Source organism: Microbacterium sp. BWT-B31 (assembly GCF_041379855.1).
Taxonomy (GTDB): Bacteria; Actinomycetota; Actinomycetes; order Actinomycetales; family Microbacteriaceae; genus Microbacterium.
This window is the reverse complement of the sequence record NZ_JBFECU010000010.1, coordinates 41,958-60,860: the sequence shown is the minus strand read 5'-3', so window position 1 is coordinate 60,860 and position 18,903 is coordinate 41,958. Positions and strand designations below refer to the sequence as shown.

Below are 18,903 nucleotides of genomic sequence, written 5' to 3'. Positions count from 1 at the left end.
CGACCTGGAGATGAAATAGGCGCGTTAGGGTCTCGCTCGATGGCGGTTGTCCACAAGCGGGGCACGCTTCGAGCAAGCAGTCGCTTGCTGCTTGGTTGTACCCCTCCATCTGCTCATCGGTCAACTCGATCGCCGTCGAGCCATCCTCCTGAATTTCACTGTCGTGAGATCCGACGGTCGCTGGTGCGGGTGCGCCGGTATCGGTGCGGTCAATGCCGGCGGACCTGGCGGCAGGACATAGGGCAGTGGGAGCTCCTGCACCCCCGCCGCCCGCGCGAGCTCTTGACTCGTCAGCCGGGAGATGCATTCCGGACGCGGGGAATCAGGGAGGATGCGCGTACGACAAGCGATGGCGTTGCGACGTGTTCGCTCTCCACGGCCGAGCCGGAGTGATCGAGGAGGAGCTGTGCTGCCAGGCTGCCGATCGCGGCGTTGCCGGGGTCGACGGTGGTGAGCGCGATCTCTCGCAGTCCTGAGAGAAACGTGTTGTCGTATCCGGTGACCGCAACGTGCTCACCGGTGCGTTCCGAATAGCTGGCGATGGCGGCCATCGCACCCACAGCGGCGAGGTCGTTCACCGCGGTGATCGCCGTGGGCGGCTTGGGCCCGTCGAGCAGAAGCCCAGCCGCTCCAAAGCCGGCTGATTCGGAGTAGTCCGAAGTCGAGACGCGGATGTGCTCGGTGAGCCCGAGTTCGGTCATCGCCTCCCGGTAGGCCTCGGCTCGCGCCGCGGCGACCGCGCCGCCCGCACCGCCGACGTGGGCGATGTCTGTATGTCCGAGTTCCGCCAGATGCCGGACGACGAGTCGCATGCCGGCCGCGTCGTCACTGCGGACGACCTGCGCCTGGGGAAGGCCATCAGGGATCGCGCTGGCGACGACGATGGGAGCCTCGAGTGCCAGCGACGCGATATCGGGCATGTCGGGGACGGATCCGACGATGAGGATCCCCTTCGGTCGGAGGTCGTGGAAGAGGCCGAGAAGTCTGCGGTCGAGGAAGTGCTGATCATCGAGTCGCGGGAGCGTCGCGCTTGTCATCAGACTCACCTCGCCCGCTGCGGCAAGAGCGAGACGCGCCGCATCCACGATCTCGGCGAAGAGCGGGTTGTGCAGGTCTGCGACGAGGATCGCGAAGAAGCCGCCGCCGCTGCCGGCCAAGGATCGCGCGACGAGGTTCGGGCGGAATCCGAGCACGTCGGCGGCTTCGAGGACGCGTGCGCGGCGGGCTTCGCTGACCGTGTGGGGCTTTGCGTAGACCAGAGAGACCAGCGACTTCGACACCCCCGCGAGCTCTGCGACATCACGAATCGTCGGGCGCTTCGTCACCTGACCCTCCACATCCTCGTTACTCGGCCCGTCGTTCTAAGTTATCACGGGGCGGATTCATCGTTCACGAAACGAGAGATTGCTCTTGACATCGGGCGCGATGCATATAAGTATGGCGGAGACATGGACCGGTCCAAGAACCGATCCGGCAACGAGGCCAGCCTCGGCCGATCCGGTGTCTCATGGGTCGTTCTCATTCCGAGTAGCAACGAAGGAAATTCAATGAAGAAGTTCACTCCGCTGATCGTCGGGATCGGCGCACTCACGCTCATTCTCTCGGCGTGTTCCGGTGGCAGCAACCCCGGCGGCGACGCGAACGGCGGCTCAGGCGTCGAAGGCCAGAAGGTGTTCATGCTCCTGCCGAACTCGACCACGACGCGCTTCGAAGCGCGCGACGCCCCGTACTTCGAAGAGGCGCTCGCGACCGAGGCGCCGGACGCAGACCTCACCGTGCTGAACGCAGACGGTGATCCCGAACGGCAGCAGCAGCAGGTCGAGGACGCCATCACGCAGGGCGCGTCGGTCATCGTGCTGGTCTCGGCCGACGCCAACCTGGCGGCGGGCTCACTGGCCATAGCCGATCAGGCAGGCGTGCCCGTCGTGCTGTACGACCACGACGCCATCGGCGGTCCCGCTGCTGCGCAGGTCGTCTTCGATTCGCTCGCCGTGGGTCAGGAGCAAGGCAAGCGCGCCGCGGAGCTGATCGGGGCCATGGATGGCGACGCACTGAAGGTCGCCCGCATCAAGGGCAACCCGGGCGAGTACGGGACGGGCCAGTACACGAGGGGCCAGGACGAGTACCTCCAGCCCCTCATTGACAGCGGCAAGATCGACGTCGTCTGTGAGCAGAACATCACCAACTGGGACCCGGTCCAGGGCCAGGCCTTCATGGAGGACTGCCTCGCGCAGCAGAGCAATGACCTTGACCTCATCGTGGCGATGAACGATGGGTTGGCGGGTGCGTCGATCGCGGCGCTGACCACTCAGGGGCTGGAGGGGACGATCCCCGTCACAGCCGGTCAGGACGCGAACGTCGAGTCGCTGAACTACATCGTCCGGGGCTTCCAAGACAACACGATCTTCAAGGATCTCCGCCTTGAGGCGGAGGCGGCCGCGAAGGTAGTCGCCGCCCTCCTCGCGGGCGACCCCGTGCCGGCCGAGTTGATCAACGGCGAAGTCGACAACGAGTTCCAGCAGGTGCCTGCCGTCTTCCTCCCCGTGCGGAGTGTCACGCTCGACAACATTCAGGTCGTCGTCGACGCCGGCGTGTGGACCTGGGAGCAGATCTGCCAGGGCGCCGAGCAGACCGAGACCTGCGTGGAGAAGTTGCAGTGAGCGACAACACCGCACAGGTGGTCCGGCCCTCGCGAGAGTTCGAGGGCCGGGCTCCCCTGCTCAGCCTCACCGGCATCAAGAAGTCCTACGGAGCCGTCAACGTGCTCAGGGGCGTGGACCTTCAGATCCGCCCCGGTGAGGTCGTGGCACTCGTCGGTGACAACGGGGCGGGCAAGTCCACCCTCATCAAGACCGTGGCCGGCATCGTTCGGCCCGACGAGGGGGAGTACCTCTTCGATGGCCGCGAGGTTGAGATCAAGTCTCCGCACGACGCCACCGCCCTCGGCATCCAGACGGTCTATCAAGACCTTGCGCTGTGTGACAACCTCGACGCCGTGCAGAACCTGTACCTCGGCCGGGAGCTCGCGGGGGCGCCGCTGCTCGGACGCCGCATCCGTCGCGCCGAATCGCAGAAGCGAGCGAAGGAGGTGCTGAAGCAGCTGCGGCTCGACAGCATTTCGCTGACTCGCCCCGTGGGCGCTATGTCGGGCGGACAACGTCAGAACATCGCGATCGCCCGCTCGATCCTGTGGAAGCCGAAGCTCGTGCTCCTCGATGAGCCCACCGCCGCGCTCAGCCACAGCGCGGCAGCACAGGTCGGCGAACTCATCAAAGGGCTCGCCGCCGACGGCCTGGGGGTCCTTGTCGTCTCGCACGACATCCACCAGTTCGTCCTCGACGTCACCGATACCACCTACGTCCTCCGGCTGGGTCGGGTCGCCGCTCGGTACAACTCCAAGGAGGTCAGCGGCGAGACCATCGTCAATGCGATGGTCGGCGGCAACGAGGGAGTGAACTCAGCGCGATGAGCACCACCAACACCACAGGACCCGGCGGCACGCTCGGCGTCTGGGACCCGGCCACAGACGCCGCGATCGAAACGCCTTCGGGAACCATTCAGACTCCCGTCCCACGCCGCCGAGAGGTCCTCGTCGCCCTGGCGACCAACTTCCGAGCGCTTCCCGTGCTCGTGGCCCTCCTCGCGCTGGTGATCTTCTTCTCCACCCAGTCCGATGTGTTCCTCTCCAGCCGAAATATCTCCAACCTGTTGGTGCAGACGGTCGTCACCGGAACCATCGCCCTCGGACTCGTATTCATACTGCTCGTCGCCGAGATCGACCTGTCCGTCGCTGCGATCAGCGGTGTCACCTCCGTGCTCATGGCCAAGCTGGTCGTCGAAGCGGGGTTCCCCGGATGGTTCGCGGTCGTTGTGGCGATCGCCCTCGGAGCGCTCATCGGAACGTTCACGGGAGCATGGGCAACGCGATTCCTCGTTCCAACCTTCGTCGTGACACTAGGACTCGGCCTCGTGCTCAATGGCATTCAGCTGGCGCTGCTGCCGGACGCAGGGCGATACAGCCTGCTCGGCACCGGCATTGTGGACATCGCCGGAACCTACCTGACAGGGGTCTGGTCATGGGTGTTCCTGATCATCGTGGTGGCCGCGATCGGCTTGCTCGCGCTCAGCCGCCACAACCGCAGCCGGACCTTCGGCATCGAGTCCTCGCTCCTGCGCATCGTCATCTTGCCGGTCGTGGGAACGCTCGTCGTGGGCGGCATCCTCGTTGCGGCGCTGAACACCAGTCAAGGCGTGCCCGTTCCGGTCGTGATCTTCATGGTGCTGCTCGGCCTCGCCGGCTATCTGCTCAGCGAGACCCGGTTCGGTCTGCACCTGTACGCGGTGGGCGGCAAAATCGACGCCGCCTCTCGCGCGGGGATCTCCGTCGCTCGCATCAAGATGATCGCGTTCGCGTTGAGCGGTGGCCTCGCCGCCCTCGCCGGTGTGATCGCCGCCTCCCGCCTACTCGGCGTCTCCGTCTCCTCCGGTGGGGGTATCGGCGGCGGGGCGCTCCTGCTGAACGCGATTGCCGCCGCCGTCATCGGCGGGGTCAGCCTGTTCGGCGGCCGGGGCCGCGCGTCCTCCGCACTGCTGGGGGCGCTCGTCATCGGCACCGTGAGCAACGGACTCAACCTCATGGGCGTCGAGACCCAGGTGCAGCTCGTCGTCACCGGCGTTCTGCTGGTGCTCGCTGTCACCCTCGACCGCACCATTGAGCGGGTCACGGGCCCCACCAAGTAGACAACATCCGATTCGAATCTTCAGGAGAAACACGTGACCGCCTCCGGCGACAATCCCCGCACCGTAGGTGTCGGCCTCATCAGCGTCGGCTGGATGGGACGACTGCACAGCCGTGCCTACTCTGTTCTGCCCTTCTTCTTCCCCGAGCTCGGGATCCGTCCGCGCCTCGTCGCTGCCGCCGACACCGCGGCGGCAGGTCGGGAGTATGCCCACCGGGTACTCGGCTTCGCGCGCACCTACTCGGACTATCGCGAGGTTCTCGCCGACCCCGAGGTGGACGTCGTGTCCATCTGCGCGCCGAACTTCCTGCACGCGGAGATCTCCATCGCCGCGGCAGAAGCCGGCAAGCCGTTCTGGGTGGAGAAGCCGGTAGGCCGCTCCGCGATCGAGACCGGGGCGGTGCGAGACGCGGCCGTCACGGCGGGCGTGCCCACCACGATCGGCTTCAACTACCGTCACGTCCCGGCCGTCGAGCACGCTCGCCAGCTGATTGACGACGGCGTCCTGGGCACGATCACGAACGTCCGCGGCCGCTTCTTCGGGGGCTTCTCCTCCAACCCCGATGATCCGTTCACGTGGCGCTTCGAGCGTGAGCAGAGCGGCAGCGGAGTCCTCAATGACCTGATGGGCCACCTGGTCGACCTGATCCACTATCTCCTCGGGCCCATCGCGTCGGTGACCGCGGTCACCGGAACGTACATCACGGAGCGCCCCGGCCTGAAGGGCACCGCGCAGGAGGGGGCGCGCATCCCTGTCGAGAACGAGGACTACTCGACCATGCTGATCCAGTTCGACGACTCCGCCGTCGCCGCCGGCGCGCTGGGCAGCCTGGAAGCGTCCCGCATCGCCGTGGGGCCCAAGTCCGAGTACGGCTTCGAGATCTTCGGAACCGAGGGATCACTGCGCTGGGAGTTCGAACGCCTCAACGAGCTCGAGGTCGCAATCGGCCGCTCTGGCTCGCACGTCGGCTACACGCGCGTGTTCGCCGACGCCAGCTTCCCCGAGTACGGGCGCTTCCAACCGAGCTCCGGCACTGGAATGGGGTACGACGACCTGAAGGTCATCGAGGCCAAGAAGTTCCTGGCCTCCGCGACGGGCGACGCAGAGGGGTCCAACATCGCCGACGCGCTGGCATCCGCTCAGGTTCTGGCCGCCGCCGAAGAGTCCGCCAGCACCGGTCAGTGGGTGCCGACTCCGGTCGTTCCGGGCAACACCAGCAACACCAAGGAGAAGGTCGCGTGAGCACGTCTGCCAAGATCGCCGGGGCCCCGATCAGCTGGGGTATCAGCGAGGTCCCCGACTGGGGCGTTCAACTCTCCCCGGAGCGCGTCCTCTCCGAGATGCGCGAGCTCGGCCTCGCCGCCACCGAGATCGGCCCCGATGGCTTCCTGCCGCCGGCGCCCGCCGACAAGGCGCGCACACTGGCTGACTACGACCTCACGGCCGTCGGCAGCTTCGTTCCGGTCGTGATGCACCGGGACGACGTCGACCCGCTCCCGCGCATCCTCCGGGAGCTCGACGACTACGAGGCCGCGGGGGCAGACATCCTCATCGTGTGCGCCGTGACCGGCGAAGACGGCTATGACACGACCCGCGAGCCGATGTCTGACGCGCAGTGGTCGACTCTCCTGTCCAACCTCGACAGGATCGCGGAGGCAGCGCGGGCGCGCGGAGTGACCGCCGCTCTGCACCCGCACGTGGGGTCGATGGTCGAGACGGCCGAGGACGTAGACCGGGTGCTGGCCGACTCGTCGGTCCCGTTCTGCTTCGACACGGGACATCTCATGATCGGAGGCACCGATCCGGTCGCCTTCGCGCGTGACAACGCCGCGCGAATCGCGCACACGCATTTGAAGGACGTCGCCATCGCCGGGATGCAGCAGGTGAAGGACGGCGAGATCACATACTTCGACGCGATTGTCGCCGACAGCCTCTACCGTCCCCTCGGGCAGGGCGACGTGGATGTTCGCGCCATCGTGAAGAGCCTGATCGACAGCGGCTACACCGGCTGGTTCGTGCTGGAGCAGGACAAGGTCGTCACCGAGGCACCGGCAGAGGGAGAGGGCCCTGTCGCCGACGCGCGGCAGAGCGTGACCTTCCTGCGTGGCGTGCTCGACGAACTGGAGACGGTTCCCTCATGAGCGGATTGAGAATCGGCGTCGTGGGACTGGGTCGCGTTGGGGTCATGCACGCCCGCAACGTCGCCCAGGCTGAGGGCGTGTCCGAGGTCGTGCTGATCGGCAGGGACGCGGCGAAGACCGAGCGCGCGGCGGGGCTGGTGCGAGCGTCCATCTCCCCGGGCGCCCCGGCCGAGCTGGCAGGCGAGTTCGCGCCGGTCGGCGCGACGCCGGCCGCGGTGCGCGCCACCACGAGCGGCTTCGAAGAGGCGCTCGGCAGTCTCGACGGCATCGTCGTGGCCACCTCGACCGAGACTCACCCCGAGTTCGCGGTGTCGGCCGCGCGGGCCGGAGTCCCCGCGCTCGTCGAGAAGCCCCTCGCGCTGGACCTGCCCACGCTCGAGGACACGTGCCGACGGCTGGAAGAGACCGGTTCGCCGGTCATGATCGCCTTCCATCGCCGGTACGACCCGGCCCATCGTGCGCTTCGGCACCACATCGAGCGCGGCGACGCCGGAACGGTGCGCATCGTCTCGGGCACAGATCACGACCGGCTGCCCCTCGACGTCGACTACATCCCCCGGTCGGGCGGCATCTGGCGGGACCTGCTCATCCACGACTTCGACATCATCCCGTGGGTCACCGGTCAGCGCATCGTCGCCGTCACCGCGCAGGGCTCCGTACTGGATGCCGCCGCTCACGCGGAGCACGGCGACGTCGACACGGCCGCCGCCATCCTCCACCTGGAATCGGGCGCGATCGCGACCGTGACGGGCACGCGCCGGAACGACGCCGGTCAGGACGTCCGTCTCGAGGTGTTCGGCAGCCGCGGCACGTTCGGCGCCGGCCTCAGCGAACGCACCCCGGTGACCTCGACCGAGCCAGGCGCCAGCGCACCCCCATCTCCCTACCAGCAGTTCATCGACCGGTTCGAGCCGGCCTTCCGCCGGGAGATCGAAGCGTTCGTGGCGCTTGCCGTGGGCACCGGCGGCAATGACAGCCCGCCTCGCGCGGGCGTGGACGCGTTGCGGATCGCCCTCGCCGCCGCCCGCTCGGTCGATGAGGGGACGACGATCGCCATCACCGAAGAAGCCCTGGAGACCGCGCCATGAGCACCCCCATCCGCATCGGCCTGATCGGCACCGGCCGCGTCGGCCAGGTGCACGCCCGCAGCGTCGCCGCCATCGACGACGCCGAGCTGACGTGGGTGTGCGACCCCTTCGTGGAAGGCGCGAGAGCGCTCGCGGCGCGCCACGGCGGCCGGGTCACCGCCGACGCCGGCGACGTGTTCGCGGCGGACGACGTCGACGCCGTCATCATCGCGTCGCCGACGCCGACGCACGTCGCGCTCATCGCCGCAGCTTTGGATGCCGGCGTCCCGGCGCTGTGCGAGAAGCCGATCGACCTCGACATCGACAAGGTCGACACGCTCCGCGCGCGGGCCGCGGCATCCACCGTGCCCTTCGCGCTCGGCTTCAACCGGCGCTTCGACCCGCACTTCGCCGCCCTGCACCGTCGCGTCGTGGAGGGCGACATCGGCCGGCTCGAGCAGCTCGCCATCACAAGCCGCGACCCCGCCCCGCAGGCGAAGGAGTATGTCGAGTCGTCCGGCGGGATCTTCCGCGACATGACGATCCACGACCTCGACATGGCGCGCTTCTTCGTTCCCGACATCGTCGAGGTGACCGCCCGCGGGGCCAACCAGTTCGACGCCGCGGCCCGCGAGCTCCGCGACTACGACGCCGTGCAGCTCATCCTGCGCGGCGCCGGAGACGAGCTGATCACGATCACGAACTCGCGCCACAGCGCGTACGGGTACGACCAGCGCCTCGAGGCGTTCGGCGATCGCGGGCTGCTGCAGGTCGGCAACGTGGGGCCCGACGTCGTGCGCGGCTACTTCGAGCGCTCCGTCGAGGCGGCCGGGCCGTACCACTCGTTCTTCGTCGAGCGGTACGTCGACGCCTACCGTCTGGAACTGGTCGAGTTCCTCAAGGCCGTGCGCGGCGAGACATCGACGAGCCCCGGGTTCGAGGACGGGCGGGCTGCGCTCGTGCTCGCGAACGCGGGGCAGGAGGCGGCGCGCACCGGCGCCAGCGTGCGAGTGGACCTGAGCGCATGAGCGCCCCATCTCTGATCGCCACCTGCTGGACGAGCGCGGGCGCCGTCAAGCCCCTCGATCAGCCCGAACGCAGCCCGCACGACCCACTCGACCGGGTCGCGGCCATCGCCGATACCGGCTGGAACGGGTTCGGCTTCAGCCAAGACGACCTGCGCGTGGTCGACGAGACGATCGGGTTCGGCGCCCTGCGCGCGGCCGCCGAGGCGCGCGGGCTCACCCACATAGAGGTCGAGCTCGCCAGCGGTTGGTGGACCTCGGACGAGGGCGCCTGGCGCCCGACCTGGGAGCTGCTGCTGCGCGCCGCCGACGAACTGGACGCCGAGTTCATCAAGGTCGGAACCTCCTTCGGAGACCCGGTCGACGACCTGACGCCGTTCGTCGAGCCGATGCGACGCATCGCCGAGGAGGCGGATGCCGTCGGAACGAGGATCGCCCTCGAGCCGTTGCCCTTCGCGATGATCGCGTCGATGCCGCAGGGGGCCGACCTGATCCGCGCCGTCGACCATCCTGCCGCCGGCCTCGTCGTCGACTACTGGCACGTGTTCCGCGCGGGCACGTCGCTGCAGGAGCTCGCCGAGCGCGTGCCGGTCGACATCGTGTTCGGCGTCGAGCTGAGCGACGCGCGCAACGAGCAGGTCGGAACGCTGTTCGAAGACACGCGTGACCGGCGCACCCTTCTGACCGAGGGCGACCAGGACGTCGCGGGCTTCATCCGGACGCTGCGCGAGATGGGGTACACGGGCGCCTGGGGCGTGGAGATCCTGTCCGCCGAGCACCGCGCCCGGCCGTTGCGCGAGGGACTCGCCCTGTCCCGAGACTCCGCGCTGCGAGCGTTCGAGCTGGCCGAGCGATGACCCATTCAGACAATCACGGAAGGAACGCTATGACGCAGCCCTGCATCCACAAGGCAGGCCAGTGGGACACGATCACCCCCGAGATCGCGGGATGGAGGTATGTCAGCTTCTCGGTCAAGACGCTCGCGCCCGGCGAGACCTTCACGCTGCCCGCCGACGAAGAAGAGCACGCGTTCGTGCCGCTCAGCGGCGCCGTGACGGCGTCGGTGGAGGGCGACGAGATCGTCTTCGGCGGCCGCGCGAGCGTTTTCGACGGACTCGGCCACACCCTCTATGTCGGCCGGGACACCGAGATCACGGTCACGGCGGCGGATGCCGTCGAACTGGCGATCGCATCGGCGCCGGCCACCACGAAGCATCCGGTCCGTCTCGTCACGCCGGACGACCTCCCCGTCGAGGCGCGCGGAGGCGGGAACGCCACCCGCCAGGTCGCCACCCCGATCCCTCCCGGGTTCCCCGCCGACCGGCTGCTCGTCGTCGAAGTGTGGACGCCCGGCGGCAACTGGTCGAGCTTCCCGCCGCACAAGCATGAACACGATCACGACGGCGAAGCCGAGCTCGAGGAGACCTACTACTACCGTCTCCGCGACCCGGAGAGAGGGTGGGCCATCCAGCGCGCGTACTCGCCGGAACGCGACTTCGAGCTCTCAGAGGTCGTTCGAGACGGCGACATCTGTACCTTGCCGTGGGCGTACCACACGACCGTCGCCGCGCACGGACACGACCTCTACTACCTGAACGTGCTCGCCGGCCCCGCACCGGAGCGCACGCTGCAGGCCTTCCAAGACCCGACCCTGGCACCCCTGCAGGACGGCTGGCCGGCCCTCGGCGTCGACGCCCGCGTCCCCTTCATCCCCCGCTATCCGGAGGGCGCACCCTCCCCTGAAAAGGACTGATCGCAATGTCGCAGAACACGTCGCACCCCACGATCCGACTCACCGTCGGCCAGGCCGTCATCCGCTTCCTCCAGGCTCAGTACGTCGAACGCGACGGCACGACCGAGAAGTTCTTCGGCGGCGGCTTCGGCATTTTCGGTCACGGCAACGTGGCCGGTCTCGGGCAGGCCATGCTGGAGTACCAAGACACCTTCCCGTACTACCAGGGCCGCAATGAGCAGGGCATGGTGCACATCGGCATCGGCTACGCGAAGATGCGCAACCGGCTCGGCGCCCTCGTGGTGTCGACCTCGATCGGCCCCGGCGCGACAAACATGGTCACCGGTGCCGCCACGGCCACCGTCAACCACCTCCCCGTGCTGCTGTTCCCCGCCGATGTGTTCGCGACACGCTCGACGGGCGCCGTCCTGCAGCAGCAGGAGCCGCCCTACGCGGGGGACGTCACCGCCAACGACTCGTTCCGAGCCGTGTCGCGCTACTTCGACCGCATCAACCGGCCCGAGCAGCTGGCCCCGGCGCTGCTGGAGGCGATGCGGGTGCTGACGAGCCCCGCCGACACCGGCGCCGTCACGATCGCGCTTCCGCAGGACACCCAGGCGGAGGCGTTCGACTTCCCGGAGGGGCTCTTCGAGGATCGCGTGTGGCACATCGCCCGGGCCCGCGCCGACCGGGCGGCGATCGCCCGCGCCGCAGAGATCATCAAGGCAGCGACCAGGCCCGTCATCATCTCGGGCGGCGGCGTCATCTACTCCGACGCCGTCGATCAGCTCGTCGCCTTCGCCGAGGGCACCGGGATCGGCGTGGGCGTCACGCAGGCTGGAAAGGCCTCGATGCCGCACGAGCACCCCCTGGCCCTCGGGGCCGTCGGCGCGAGCGGCTCTCGCTTCGCCAACGACATCGCCCGCGACGCTGACGTCGTCATCGGCATCGGCACGCGCTACACCGATTTCACGACGGCGTCGAACACGCTGTTCGGCAACCCCGATGTGCGGTTCGTCAACATCAACGTCGCCGAGATCGACGCGCTCAAAGAGTCCGCCACACCCCTGGTCGGCGACGCCCGTGAAACGCTCATCGAACTGCTCGAGGCGCTCGACGGCTGGAGCGTGTCGGCTGATGCGCGTGCCACGAACGAGTCTCACGCGTCCGAGTGGCGCGCCGAGATCGATCGCATCATCGAGGTCGACGACAGTCCGACTCTGTCGCAGGCGCAGATGCTCGGCATCCTCAACGCCGCCGTCGGTGAGCGCGACGTGATCGTCAACGCGGCCGGGTCGATGCCCGGCGACCTGCACCGGCTGTGGCGCCCCGGCTCAACCAAGGGCTACGACATCGAGTACGGCAATTCGTGCATGGGCTATGAGATCCCCGGCGCCATCGGCAACGGCCTCGCCGATCGCTCACGGCACGTCTTCGGGCTCATCGGCGACGGCACCTACCTCATGCTGTCGCAGGAGATCCTCACCGCCGTGCAGGAGCACCTGAAGATCACGTTCATCATCGTTGACAACTTCGGCTATGGCTCCATCGCCGCGCTGTCGGAGACCCTCGGCTCGCAGACTTTCGGCACGCGCTTCCACGAGCGAGGGTCCGGTACTCGGCACGACGGGAGTCGGCTGGAGGTCGACTTCGCCGCGAACGCCGCCAGCTACGGTGCGAAGGTGTGGTCGGCCGACAACGCGACCGACTTCGCCGCCGCCCTACAAGAGGCCAAGGACTACGACGGCACGAGCATCGTGTACGTGCGCGTGGACGCGCAGGCCCGCTTCGGCGGCTCCGGCGCGTGGTGGGACGTCCCCGTCGCGGAGGTGTCGGCCCTCGAGTCGACGCAGCACGCGCGTGTCGTCTACGAGGAGAACCGTGCGAAGCAGCACCTCTACCTGTGACGCCTCTATGACGCCCCGACTCGCCCCGCGCGAGGAACCCTGGTGACCAGCCCCGCTGACGCGCTCGCCCGCATTCTCGCCGACGTCCCCATCGGGCTCATCATCGGTGGTCAGGCGCGTGCGGCATCTTGACGGCTCGACCTTCCCGGTCATCGACCCGTCGACGCTGCACACGCTGGCGGGTGTCGCGAGCGCGGGCGTCGACGACGCGATCGCCGCCGTTGATGCGGCCGACGCGGCGGCCGCCGGGTAGGCGGCCACGCCGCCACGGCAGCGTTCGATCAACCTCTCCCGCGCCTTCGACCTCATGATCGGGGCCGCGGGCGATCTCGCCACGCTGATCACGGCAGAGAACGGCAGAGTGCTCTCGGACGCACGCGGCGGGATGCGCCGTGATCCTCAAGCCTAGGCCTGCACCGCCTCCAACCGCTTCTACGTCCAGGAGGGCGTCGCCGAGCGCTTCAGCGAGGCGCTCGCCGCGAGAAGGGGGAGTCTGAAGACGGGCAACGGGCTGGCGCCCGGCGTGCAACTCGGTCCGTTCATCAACGAGCGCGCACGTGACGACATTCACGAGCTGGTGTCCACCGCCGTGGCGCCGGGCGCCGCGGCAGGCATCGGCGGCCTCAGGCTCGCGTCGCCGCGGGCGCGAGCCTCGCCGCGGCGGCGAGCAGGTCGCGGGACAGCTCCTGGCGCTGATTCGTGAGTTCGTCTGCGAGACCGGCGATCGAGACGACTCCGAGCACAGCGCCCGTCGCTGACCGCACAGGCGCGCCGAGGGCGCCGATCCCTTCGGTGACGTCGCCGTCCGAGATCGCATAGCCGCGCGCGCGTGTGGCCTCGGCGTCGTCGCGGATCGTCTGGTCGTCGACGAGGGTGCGCGCCGTGTAGCGATGTCTGACCGAGGTCGCGAGATAGCTGTCCACGTCGGCCGCGAACGCGAGCAGCGCGCGGCCCGCGGCCCCGGCGTGCAACGGCAGGCTGCGGCCGGGCTTGAGGAGCAGCACGCCGATGGCGCGGCCCTGCGCCCACTCCACGCACACGGCCTCGTTGTTGCGGAGCACCGACAGGTACGTCGTTTGCCCGGTGCGGTCGACCAGATCGGCGAGCACCTCGCCCGCATCCGCCCACTCGCTCATCGCCTCGCGCGCCGTGTCGGCCAGATGCAGCCACCGCAGGCTCAGCCCCGCGGTGGAGTCCGGCAGCGGCTCGGTGAGTCCGATGGCGTGCAATCCGTCGAGCAGCCGATAGACGCTCGGCCGCGGCACGCCGATGCGCTCGGCGATGTCGGCCGGGGTGAGCGGGCCCTCTTTGCTCAGCACGTCGATGACCTCCGACGCCTTCTCGAGAACCTTCATGAGCGGGCCTGGGTGAGCGACTCGCAGCCGAGCGCCCGGCTCGCGTCCTGCGCCGCCCCCAGCACGAGCGCGGGCACGTCGAGTTCGGAAGACAGGATCTGTCCACGCAGCCCGCTGACCGAGATGGCGCCCTCCAGTTCCCCGCGGTGATTGAACACGGGGGCACCGACGGCGGCGATGCCCGGGGTCACGTCCTCGTCCGACACCGAGTAGCCAGCCTTCCTGATCGCGGTGAGGCGCCGGCGCAGCGCCGCTTCGCTCGGAATGTCCTCGCCTGACTCTCGACGTTGCGCGAACCGCTCGAGCACAGCATCCCGCTCACTTTCGGGGAGGTGCGAGAAGATCGCCAGCGGAGCGGCGCCTCGGTACAGGGGGAGGGAGTCGCCCAATCGCATCGCGAGAGAGTGCACGTCGCGCCCGTCGAGCCGCTCCACGCACACCGCCGCGTCCCCGCGCGCAAAGCAGAGGAAGGCCGTCGCGCCAGTCGCGCTGCGCAGTCGGCGCAGCCCTGGCTTGCTCGCGTCGCGCACGCTCAGCTGGTCTTCGAGCAGGCTGCCGACGCGGACGAGCTTCACCCCGAGCCGAAACGTGCCGCGGCGCGTCCCACGATCCACCCAGCCGATGTCGGTGAGGGCTCCGAGCAGCCGGTAGGTGGAGCTGACGGGTTCGTCGACGTCACCTGCGAGCTCCACGACCGATGCCTCGCCGAGGCGCTCGAGCGCGGCGATCACCGATCCGCTCTTCTCGAGGATCGCCATCCCGGCGCTGTCGCGGTCCGCGCTCATCCCCGAATTCTCACTTGTCGGACACCCCTACGTCAAGTAAAACATTACTACCATATGGACGAACTGTCTACTGTGTAGTAGATTGACGCTCACGCCGAGCAAGGGAATGTGCAATGTCGACTGTCGGAGGCCTCGTTGTCGAGGACACCACGCTGCAGAAGCTGGCGCGCCGGGCGCGCTGGCACATCATCAACACCGTCGCCTCGAGCAAGGCCGGTCACATCGGCGGCCCACTGTCGGCGACCGACCTTCTCGTCGGCCTGTACTTCCGCCAGCTGCGCATCGACCCCGCCACTCCGGACGACCCCGATCGCGACCGGTTCATCCTCTCCAAGGGGCACTCGGCCATCGGGCTGTACTCCGTACTCGCGCTGCGCGGCTTCTTTCCGGAAGAGGAGCTGCTCACCTTTGACCACGGCGACTCGCGTCTTCAAGGGCACCCCGACATGCTGCTCACGCCGGGGGTGGACTCGTCCACCGGGTCGCTGGGGCAAGGGCTGGCCTCGGGCGCGGGAATGGCTCTGGCCGCCAAGCGCCTCGGCAAGGACTTTCACACGTGGGTCATGGTCGGCGACGGCGAGATCGAGGAGGGGATGATCTGGGAGACGGTGATCTCGGCCCCCCGCTTCGGCCTCGACAACCTCACGCTCATCGTCGACCTCAACGGTCTGCAGCAGTACGGCTGGCCCGCTGCGGAGACCGATCGGTTCGACCGGAGCGAGCCCATGGGGCACGTCGACCTGCTCGCCGTGTTCCGCGGGTTCGGTTGGGATGCGGCCGAGATCGACGGACACGACTTCGACGCGATCCTCCACGCGTACGCAGCGGCGGACGCTCAGCGCGGGGTCAGCGGAAAGCCCTCGGTGATCGTCGCGCGCACGACCAAGGGGAACGGCATCTCGTTCACCCGCGGCGTCTACAAGTGGCACAACGGGGTCGCCACACCCGAACAGCTTGAGATCGCCCGCGGCGAGCTCTCCGACAAGGAGGCGAACCGATGAAGACTCAGCGCGTCGTATGGGGCGAGACGCTCGCCCGGCTCTCGGAGACAGACAAGCGAGTCGTGGTCCTCGACGGCGATCTCGCCACCTCCACCCGCGCCGACATCGTCGCGGAGCGCAATCCCGACGCGTTCATCCAGGTGGGCATCGCCGAGCAGAACCTCGTCGGCATGGCCTTCGGGATGTCCACGCTCGGCTACCGCCCGTGGCTGTCGACCTTCGGGGTCTTCCTGACCAATCGTGCCCTCGACCAGATTCGCATGCTGGTCTCGCAGACGAAGGCGCCGGTGCGCATCGCCGCCGCCTACAGCGGCCTGCTGAACGGCTCGAGCGGAAAGACCCACCAGGACATCGAGGATCTCGCCATCATGCGCGCGATGCCGAACATAACCGTCATCGCGCCGGCCGACGAGTATGAAGCCGAAGCTGTCATCCGGTGGGCGGCCGAACACGACGGGCCTGTCTACGTGCGCATCGCCCGCGACGCCGTCGCACCCGTGTTCGGCGACGGATACGAGTTCGAGCTCGGACGACCGGCGCTCGTGCGCGACATCGACAGCGTCGGCGCGATCTCGACCACTCTCATCTCGACCGGTGTGCAGACGTCGCGGGTGCTGGAGGCGGCCGCGTTGCTGGCCGCGGACGGCATCCAGGCGCGAGTCATCCACCTCGCGACGCTCAAGCCCCTCGACGCTGACGCCCTGGCCGGGTTGATCGGCGACGAGACGCACGTGATCACGGTCGAGGAGCACAGCCGCATCGGCGGACTGGGCGGCCTCGTCGCCGAGGTCCTCGGTGAACGCGGCGGCGCCCGACTCACCCGCATCGGACTCACCGACCGCTGGTCGGAGTCGGCGCCCAACGACTTCCTGCTGGACAAGTACGGGCTGTCGCCGGTGAGGGTCGCCGAGCAGGTCAAGGCCAGCCTGCCCACACTCGTGACGTGATCATCAGAGACGTCGAGTGCACGCCCCGACGCCTCCAGCCGAACAACCGAGAGAAGCACCACATGCACCATGCCCGCCCCACGTCATCCGACGTCGCCGAGCTGCTCGCCGATCGGGCGGAGTTCATCCGCACCGAGACCGTCCGGCTGATCGAGATCGCGAAGGTCGGCCACTACAGCTCGGTGTTCTCGGCCGCCGAGATCTTCGCGGCCCTGTACTACGACGTCATGGCACTCGACCCTACGCAGCCCGACTGGGCCGACCGAGACCGCTTCCTCATGGGCAAAGGACATGCCGCCGTGGGCCTGTACCCCGTGCTCGCCGACCTCGGCTACTACCCGCCGAGCGCGCTCGACGACTACGCGCACCTCGGCAGCGCGTTCGGCGATCATCCTGACATGACGAAGATCCCGGGGATCGACTTCAGCTCAGGATCGATCGGGCACGCCCTCTCGAACGGGGCGGGAATGGCGCTTGCTGGCCGGATGGCCGGCAGGGACTTCTCCGTCTTCGTCATGGTCGGCGACGGCGAGATGCAGGAGGGCCAGGTGTGGGAGGCTGCGCTCTCCGCCGCGCACCATCGACTCGACCGCCTCGTGGCGATCGTCGACCGCAACGGCTTCCAGCTCGACGGCGGTGTTGACGAGGTCATCGGCATCGAGCCGCTCGCTGACAAATGGCGTGCCTTCGGCTGGCGCGTCGAAGGGATCGACGGGCATGACGTCATCGCCGTGCGTGACGTCCTGACGGCGGCGAAGCGGCGCGAGCCGGACGGCATCCCGACCTGTGTCATCGCCCACACGAGCAAGGGAAAGGGAGTGTCGTACATGGAACGCGAACCCGGATGGCACCTGGGGTATCTCGAACCGAACGACGCGAAGCGGGCAATCGACGAGATCCGGGGGCGCCGCGCATGAGCACCATGACGCTCGAGCCCGGATCGTGGCAGTATCGGGCACTCAACGCCCTCAACCCGGGCCTGGACTACCTGTCGATGGGCCTGGACGATCTCGTCAAGGCGGGCGTGCCCGTCGTCGCTGGCACCGCCGACGTCAAGTATTCGAACGGACTCGTGACGTTCCAGGAACGGCATCCGGACCGATTCGTGCAGTTCGGCATCTCGGAGCAGCACATGGTGTCCGCCGCGGCGGGCATGGCGACGACGGGCGTCATGCCGTTCGTCGCGACCTTCGCCTCGTTCCTGGGGCTTCTGTGTTGCGAGCAGATTCGGATGGATGTCGCGTACACGAAGCTTCCGGTGCGGCTCATCGGCCATCACACGGGGATCTCGCTCGGCTTCTACGGAACGAGCCATCACGCGACGGAGGACATCTCGACGATGCGGGCGATCGCAGGGCTGACCGTCGTGTCGCCCGCCGACGGGCCGCAGCTGCGCGCCGCGATCCGCGCGTCGGCTGACTGGCCGGAGCCGATCTACTTCCGCATCAGCCGAGGTCGCGATCAGCAGGTGTACCCCGACGACCTCGAGTTCGAGTTCGGCCGCGCCATCGAGCACTCCCGCGGCGCCGACCTGACGTTCGTTGCCTGCGGCACGCTTGTGCAGCCTGCCCTCGAGGCGGCCGCACAGCTGAATGCCGAGGGCCTCTCGGTCGGCGTGGTGGACATGCCCACGATCAAGCCGCTCGACGACGCGTTCGTCCAAGATCTCGCCGGGCGCACGTCGGTGATCGTGACGGCCGAGGAGCACAACATTCTGGGCGGCCTCGGGTCGGCAGTCGCGGAGGTCCTCGCCGAGCACCCGGGAGGCGCCCGATTGGCACGCCACGGCATCCGCGACGAGTTCAGCCTCATCGCACCACCGACGCACCTCTACGCCCACTACCGACTCGACGCGGAGGGTCTCGTAAGTGTCGCGCGGGAGGTGCTTCGATGAGCGGCACTGGGTGAGTGGTGAGTGCCAACTGGTGCGTCGCCTCATGACGAGGGCTCATGCAGCGAACTCGACACTGTTTGATCTCGACGGTGTTCTGGCCGATGCCGCGCATCGCCAGTGGCGCTCGCTCGAGCTCGGCCGTGCGATGGTGGCGTCCCGCCGAACTGCAGAAGCGCCGTCAAAGCTGAGGCGCGGGTGCTTTCGTCGTCTCGTTTTCGACAACGCACAACGCGGATGGTTCCGACCACAGATCGGTCGACGAAAACTGCAGATGTGTTGTCATCGGACAGTTCCTGCCTCGACGAGAGG

Annotated in this window: 18 protein-coding genes and 1 pseudogene; 16 read left to right on the top strand and 3 right to left on the bottom strand. The window is 68.2% G+C overall.

What is annotated here, in order from left to right; translation table 11 throughout:
* Positions 1 to 290: 290 nt before the first annotated feature.
* Positions 291 to 1,325 (bottom strand): LacI family DNA-binding transcriptional regulator, encoded by a 1,035-nt coding sequence (locus AB1K54_RS11610; RefSeq protein ID WP_371202910.1) that lies wholly within the window; start codon positions 1,323 to 1,325, stop codon positions 291 to 293.
* 222 nt (positions 1,326 to 1,547) lie between these two features.
* Here AB1K54_RS11610 and AB1K54_RS11605 point away from each other — a divergent pair, with 222 nt between their 5' ends.
* From AB1K54_RS11605 to AB1K54_RS11550, 12 genes and pseudogenes are all read left to right on the top strand, one after another.
* On the top strand, positions 1,548 to 2,660 hold the full coding sequence (locus AB1K54_RS11605; RefSeq protein ID WP_371202909.1) for a substrate-binding domain-containing protein: 1,113 nt from the start codon (positions 1,548 to 1,550) through the stop codon (positions 2,658 to 2,660).
* Positions 2,657 to 3,469 (top strand): ATP-binding cassette domain-containing protein, encoded by an 813-nt coding sequence (locus tag AB1K54_RS11600; RefSeq protein WP_371202908.1) that lies wholly within the window; start codon positions 2,657 to 2,659, stop codon positions 3,467 to 3,469. Before AB1K54_RS11605 ends, AB1K54_RS11600 begins: the two co-directional genes overlap by 4 nt.
* Entirely contained in the window at positions 3,466 to 4,740 is a 1,275-nt protein-coding gene (locus AB1K54_RS11595; protein ID WP_371202907.1) for a sugar ABC transporter permease, read from the top strand. Before AB1K54_RS11600 ends, AB1K54_RS11595 begins: the two co-directional genes overlap by 4 nt.
* 33 nt (positions 4,741 to 4,773) lie before the next feature.
* Positions 4,774 to 5,982 (top strand): Gfo/Idh/MocA family protein, encoded by a 1,209-nt coding sequence (locus tag AB1K54_RS11590; RefSeq protein WP_371202906.1) that lies wholly within the window; start codon positions 4,774 to 4,776, stop codon positions 5,980 to 5,982.
* Positions 5,979 to 6,881: a sugar phosphate isomerase/epimerase family protein gene (locus AB1K54_RS11585; protein WP_371202905.1), complete on the top strand. Its 903-nt coding sequence runs from the start codon at positions 5,979 to 5,981 to the stop codon at positions 6,879 to 6,881. The genes AB1K54_RS11590 and AB1K54_RS11585 overlap by 4 nt, the downstream gene beginning before the upstream one ends.
* The gene (locus tag AB1K54_RS11580) at positions 6,878 to 7,969 is read left to right on the top strand and encodes a Gfo/Idh/MocA family oxidoreductase (protein WP_371202904.1); all 1,092 of its coding nucleotides are present in this window, start codon (positions 6,878 to 6,880) and stop codon (positions 7,967 to 7,969) included. The genes AB1K54_RS11585 and AB1K54_RS11580 overlap by 4 nt, the downstream gene beginning before the upstream one ends.
* The gene (locus AB1K54_RS11575; protein ID WP_371202903.1) at positions 7,966 to 8,976 is read left to right on the top strand and encodes a Gfo/Idh/MocA family oxidoreductase; all 1,011 of its coding nucleotides are present in this window, start codon (positions 7,966 to 7,968) and stop codon (positions 8,974 to 8,976) included. Before AB1K54_RS11580 ends, AB1K54_RS11575 begins: the two co-directional genes overlap by 4 nt.
* The gene (locus tag AB1K54_RS11570) at positions 8,973 to 9,830 is read left to right on the top strand and encodes a sugar phosphate isomerase/epimerase family protein (RefSeq protein ID WP_371202902.1); all 858 of its coding nucleotides are present in this window, start codon (positions 8,973 to 8,975) and stop codon (positions 9,828 to 9,830) included. Before AB1K54_RS11575 ends, AB1K54_RS11570 begins: the two co-directional genes overlap by 4 nt.
* A 29-nt stretch (positions 9,831 to 9,859) precedes the next feature.
* Positions 9,860 to 10,726 (top strand): 5-deoxy-glucuronate isomerase, encoded by an 867-nt coding sequence (gene iolB, locus AB1K54_RS11565; protein ID WP_371202901.1) that lies wholly within the window; start codon positions 9,860 to 9,862, stop codon positions 10,724 to 10,726.
* Between the two features lie 5 nt (positions 10,727 to 10,731).
* Complete coding sequence (iolD, locus tag AB1K54_RS11560; protein ID WP_371202900.1) at positions 10,732 to 12,612, top strand: 3D-(3,5/4)-trihydroxycyclohexane-1,2-dione acylhydrolase (decyclizing); 1,881 nt, start codon at positions 10,732 to 10,734, stop codon at positions 12,610 to 12,612.
* 118 nt (positions 12,613 to 12,730) lie between these two features.
* Positions 12,731 to 12,865: a hypothetical protein gene (locus tag AB1K54_RS11555; protein WP_371202899.1), complete on the top strand. Its 135-nt coding sequence runs from the start codon at positions 12,731 to 12,733 to the stop codon at positions 12,863 to 12,865.
* A gap of 171 nt (positions 12,866 to 13,036) precedes the next feature.
* Positions 13,037 to 13,315, top strand: a pseudogene (locus AB1K54_RS11550) (aldehyde dehydrogenase family protein); the annotation flags it as partial.
* Here AB1K54_RS11550 and AB1K54_RS11545 read toward each other — a convergent pair.
* Both AB1K54_RS11545 and AB1K54_RS11540 read right to left on the bottom strand, forming a co-directional pair.
* Positions 13,236 to 13,967 carry an IclR family transcriptional regulator gene (locus AB1K54_RS11545; protein WP_371202898.1) on the bottom strand — a complete coding sequence of 244 codons (732 nt, stop codon included), beginning with the start codon at positions 13,965 to 13,967 and terminating at the stop codon, positions 13,236 to 13,238. The pseudogene AB1K54_RS11550 and the gene AB1K54_RS11545 sit on opposite strands and share 80 nt — an antisense overlap.
* Complete coding sequence (locus AB1K54_RS11540; RefSeq protein ID WP_371202897.1) at positions 13,964 to 14,752, bottom strand: IclR family transcriptional regulator; 789 nt, start codon at positions 14,750 to 14,752, stop codon at positions 13,964 to 13,966. Before AB1K54_RS11540 ends, AB1K54_RS11545 begins: the two co-directional genes overlap by 4 nt.
* A 113-nt stretch (positions 14,753 to 14,865) precedes the next feature.
* Between AB1K54_RS11540 and AB1K54_RS11535 the strand changes: the two genes are divergently transcribed.
* Genes AB1K54_RS11535 through AB1K54_RS11520 form a run of 4 tightly spaced genes read left to right on the top strand, consistent with a single transcriptional unit; the run spans position 14,866 to position 18,594 of the window.
* A complete protein-coding gene (locus AB1K54_RS11535) occupies positions 14,866 to 15,753 on the top strand; it encodes a transketolase (RefSeq protein ID WP_371202896.1) in 888 nt (295 codons plus the stop codon).
* Positions 15,750 to 16,700 (top strand): transketolase family protein, encoded by a 951-nt coding sequence (locus AB1K54_RS11530; RefSeq protein ID WP_371202895.1) that lies wholly within the window; start codon positions 15,750 to 15,752, stop codon positions 16,698 to 16,700. Before AB1K54_RS11535 ends, AB1K54_RS11530 begins: the two co-directional genes overlap by 4 nt.
* Positions 16,697 to 17,617, top strand: a complete 921-nt coding sequence (locus AB1K54_RS11525; RefSeq protein ID WP_371202894.1) for a transketolase — start codon at positions 16,697 to 16,699, stop codon at positions 17,615 to 17,617. The genes AB1K54_RS11530 and AB1K54_RS11525 overlap by 4 nt, the downstream gene beginning before the upstream one ends.
* Positions 17,614 to 18,594, top strand: coding sequence for a transketolase family protein (locus tag AB1K54_RS11520; RefSeq protein WP_371202893.1), 981 nt, complete (start codon positions 17,614 to 17,616; stop codon positions 18,592 to 18,594). The genes AB1K54_RS11525 and AB1K54_RS11520 overlap by 4 nt, the downstream gene beginning before the upstream one ends.
* Positions 18,595 to 18,903 lie beyond the last annotated feature (309 nt).